Source organism: Methylobacterium tarhaniae, from assembly GCF_001043955.1.
In the GTDB taxonomy this organism is placed as follows: domain Bacteria; phylum Pseudomonadota; class Alphaproteobacteria; order Rhizobiales; family Beijerinckiaceae; genus Methylobacterium; species Methylobacterium tarhaniae.
The window spans coordinates 1-3,957 of sequence record NZ_LABZ01000314.1; the positions used below are offsets into that span (position 1 = coordinate 1).

At 71.8% G+C, this 3,957-nt stretch carries 5 protein-coding genes; 3 read left to right on the plus strand and 2 right to left on the minus strand.

The window, feature by feature from the left end; all coding sequences use genetic code 11:
* The first annotated feature begins 267 nt into the window (after window positions 1–267).
* From hemJ to VQ03_RS29405, 3 genes are read left to right on the plus strand one after another with little or no spacing between them, the layout of a single operon-like run.
* Entirely contained in the window at window positions 268–690 is a 423-nt protein-coding gene (gene hemJ, locus VQ03_RS29395; protein ID WP_083468307.1) for a protoporphyrinogen oxidase HemJ, read from the plus strand.
* A 28-nt stretch (window positions 691–718) separates the two neighbouring features.
* Window positions 719–1,591: an alpha/beta fold hydrolase gene (locus tag VQ03_RS29400; RefSeq protein ID WP_048454475.1), complete on the plus strand. Its 873-nt coding sequence runs from the start codon at window positions 719–721 to the stop codon at window positions 1,589–1,591.
* Between the two features lie 4 nt (window positions 1,592–1,595).
* Entirely contained in the window at window positions 1,596–2,372 is a 777-nt protein-coding gene (locus VQ03_RS29405; RefSeq protein WP_048454476.1) for an acid phosphatase, read from the plus strand.
* Between the two features lie 167 nt (window positions 2,373–2,539).
* Here VQ03_RS29405 and VQ03_RS29410 read toward each other — a convergent pair whose 3' ends face one another.
* On the minus strand, window positions 2,540–3,280 hold the full coding sequence (locus VQ03_RS29410; protein WP_048454477.1) for a TerC family protein: 741 nt from the start codon (window positions 3,278–3,280) through the stop codon (window positions 2,540–2,542).
* Between the two features lie 49 nt (window positions 3,281–3,329).
* On the minus strand, window positions 3,330–3,957 hold a 628-nt coding region (locus tag VQ03_RS29415; RefSeq protein WP_048454478.1), incomplete at its 5' end, for a lipid kinase.

Here is a 3,957-nt window from a genome sequence, read left to right on the forward strand (position 1 = left end):
CGAGAGCATGAACCCTCCCCCCTCCGCGGGGGAGGGTGCCCGGCGGAGCCGGGCGGGAGAGGGGCAGCGCGACGCTGATCCAGGTGGCGCCCGTCAGAAGGGTTCCGCCTCATCCGGAAACGGGTTTCCCTCTCCCGGCCTGCTCCGCAGGCCACCTTCCCCCGCGGAGGAGGGAGGGTTCTTGCGCGGCAGCCGTCGCGCCCGCACCGCTCAACCCGCTGTAAGATTTCGAAAAAACACTACATCCCCTACAGGAACCATCCCACCGTGTATCTCTGGATCAAAGCCGCCCATATCATCTCGCTCATCGCCTGGATGGCGGCGATGCTCTACCTGCCGCGGCTGTTCGTCTATCACGCGGCGTTGCCGGCCGGTTCGCCCCAGGGCGAGACCTTCAAGGTGATGGAACGGCGTCTGGCCAAGGCAATCATGCTGCCGGGGATGATCGCCACCTGGATCTTCGGCATCGCCCTCGTGGTGATGAGCGGCGCCTATACGCAGGGCTGGATGCACGCCAAGTTCGCCCTGGTTCTGGCGATGAGCGGCATCCACGGCTGGCTGTCGCGGATGGTCAAGGACTTCGCCGCCGGCCGGAACACCCGCAGCCCGAAATTCTACCGGGTGCTCAACGAGGTGCCGACGCTGCTGATGATCGGCATCGTGATCCTGGTGGTCGTCAAGCCGTTCTGAAGGAGCCGTCTTGTCTCAAGGAGATGTCATGGCGGGCGTCGAGACGCAGGTTCTCTCCCTCACCCTGGCCGGGCGCTCGGTGAGCCTGCCGGCCGACCGGATCGGCGCCGGGAAGCCGGCCCTGCTGCTGCCGGCCCTGTCCTCGATCTCGACCCGCGAGGAGATGCGGCCCCTGGCGACGCGGCTCGCCGCCCGCCATGCCTGCCTGGTGCCGGACTGGCCCGGCTTCGGCGCGCAACCCCGGATCCGGGTGCCGCTGGCCCCCGACACGCTCCACGCCTTCCTCGACGCCCTCCTGGCCCAGGCGCCCGGCCCCTACGCCGTCGGCGTCGCGGCGGGCCACGCCGCCGGCTATCTCGTCGCCGCGGCGGCCCGGCACCCGGGCGCCTTCGCCCGGCTGGTCCTGGTGGCGCCGACCTGGCGCGGGCCGCTGCCGACCGCGATGGGCGAGGAGCGCCGGCCGCTCTTCGGCCGGTTGCGCCGCGCGGTCGAGGCGCCGGTCCTCGGCAACCTGCTCTACCGGCTGAACGTCAGCACGCCGATCGTGTCGCGGATGATGCAGGCCCACGTCTATGCCGATCCGGCCCGGGTCACCCCGGCCGTGCTCGCCGACAAGCGGCGGGTGACCCACCAGCCCGGCGCCCGCTTCGGAACCGCCGCCTTCGTCACCGGCGGCCTCGATCCGGTCCGGACCCGCGGCGCGTTCCACGCCCTGTTCGGCCCCGGCCTGCCCCCGGTCACGATGCTGCACCCCAAGGGCACGCCGCGCCGATCGGGCGCCGAGATGACGGCCCTCGCCGAGGCCGGCCTCGTCCGCAGCGTCCCGATCCCGGGGGCGCTCGCCGCCCACGAGGAATGCCCCGAGGCGGTCGCGGCCGCGATCCTCGCATCGGAGGAGTGAGCGGGTGCGGGCGCTCCTCGCCGCGGCGCTCGTCCCGACCATGGCCGGTGCCGCGGCCGAGCCGGTCGCGCCGGTCGCGCCGGCGCCCCGGCCCTACCTGGAGGCCGGTGCCCTCGATCCCGTCGCGATCCTGCCTCCGCCGCCGAAGCCCGGCAGCCCCGCGCAAGGCGCCGATGCGGCGGCCTACGCCGTGACCCGGGACCTCGCCGGGTCGCCGCGCTGGCACCTCGCCATCGCCGACGTTCCCTCCGGCGTGCCCCGGCTCCTCGACGACTTCTCCTGCGCCGCCGGCCGACGCCTCGAACCCGCCCGCCAGCCGGCCCTCGCCCTGCTCCTCGCCCGCGCGCGCCGCGACGTCGTGGCGGTGGTGCGCGACGCGAAAGCGCATTTCGCCCGTCCCCGGCCGCATCTCGGCAACGCCGCCGCCCTCTGCGTCGCGCGGACCGATGCCCTCGGCCGGAGCTTCGCCTACCCGTCCGGCCACGCCACCGAGGGCTGGACCTTCGGCCTCGTCCTCGCCGCCCTGATGCCGGAGCGCGCCACGGCCCTCCTGCGCCGTGCCCGGGTCTACGGCGAGAGCCGGATCGTCTGCGGCGTGCACTGGGCGAGCGACGTCGAGGCCGGCCGCCTCGCCGGCAGCGCCCTGTTCGCGACCCTGGTCGGCGATCCCGCCTTCCGGGCCGACCTCGAGCGGGCCCGGGCCGAGCTCGCCGGACCCGCGGACGCGCCCGATCCGGCAACCTGCGCGGCGGAGGAGGGGGCGGCGAGCCCGGTGCCGTGACGCCGCCCTGTTCCGGGATCGAGGCGCGGGGAGAGCGAGGATCGAACGAAAACGGCGCCCGATCGGGCGCCGTCTCAGTTGATTTCCGGCTGATTGCTTCAGGCGATCCCTGCGGGATCACTGTCGCAATGCGGAATTCGTCTCACGTGTCATCGGGGCGACGGGCGTCACGCCGCCTTGCGCTTCCCCTTCCGCGCCCGCCGGCCGAGGATGTTGAGCACCTCGACGCCGGCCGAGAAGGCCATGGCGGTGTAGACGTAGCCCTTCGGCACGTGGGCCCCGAAGCCTTCGGCGATCAGCGTCATGCCGATCATGATGAGGAAGCCCAGCGCCAGCATCACCACCGTCGGGTTGGCGGCGATGAAGCGCGACAGGGGATCGGCCGCGACGAGCATCACCGTCACGGCGGTTACCACCGCGATCACCATGATCGGCACGTGCTCGGTCATGCCGACCGCCGTGATGATGCTGTCGATCGAGAAGACCAGGTCGAGGAGCAGGATCTGGCCGATCGCCGCGGTGAATCCGAGGGAGGCGCCGCCGCCGGCCTTCTCCTCGGGGTCCGGATCGAGGCTGTGGTGGATCTCCTTGGTGGCCTTCCAGAGCAGGAACAGGCCGCCGGCGATCAGGATCATGTCGCGCCAGGACAGGCCCTTGCCGAAGATCTCGAAGACCGGCTGGGTCAGGTGGACGATGTAGGCGACGGTGCCGAGCAGCGCGAGGCGCAGGATCAGCGCGAGGCCGATGCCGATGCGCCGGGCCCGCGATTGCTGCTCGGCCGGCAGCTTGTTGGTGATGATCGAGATGAAGATCAGGTTGTCGATGCCGAGCACGACCTCCATGACGACGAGGGTCGCGAGGGCGGCCCAGGCCGTCGGATCGGCGGCGAGCTGAACGAGGGAATCCACGGCGAACAGTCCTTCGAAGTCGCTTTGGCTTTAAGGGAGGACCTTGGCTTTACGGAAAGATCGAGGAGTGGCCCGGCGCCGAGGGCGGCGGCGCGTGGACCTGGACGGCCTTGGGCAGCACCCGCACATGGGCGGGGGTGTAGGTCGTCAATTCGCCGTCGGTGTTGACCGGCCGCGGCTTCTTGGTGCGCAGGATCACCTCGGTGGTCTGGAAGGCGCGCACGTCGGCGGCCCTGCCCTGCGTGCCCCGGCGCAGGGCCGGCAGCAGGGCGAGGAGCCGCCACCAATGGGCGACCTCCAGGCTGTAGAAGTTGAGCAGGCCATCATCGACGGTGGCGTTCTCCTCCACCGTCATGCCGCCGCCGTAGTGGCGGCCGTTGCCGACCGAGACCTGGATGGTCCGTACGGTCTCCACCGTGCCGTCATGCTCGATGTAGACCGTGAACGGCCGGGCCCGGCGCAGGAGCCGGAACGCCGCCACGCCGTAGCCGATCGTGCCGAGGCGGCGCTTCAGGTCCGCCGTCAGCTCGCCGGCGAGGTCCGCCGAGAAGCCGATACTGGCGACGTTGAAGAAGTAGTGGCCGTTGACGCAGCCGAGGTCGATCGGCCGGGCGGGCACCGTGGCGATCACCTCCGCCGCCTCGAGCGGATCGGCGGGCAGGCCGAGGCTGCGGGCG

Bases quoted from the DNA above. Each gene is read 5' to 3' on its own strand.
- VQ03_RS29400 (WP_048454475.1), top strand. From the start codon at position 719: ATGGCGGGCGTCGAGACGCAGGTTCTCTCCCTCACCCTGGCCGGGCGC.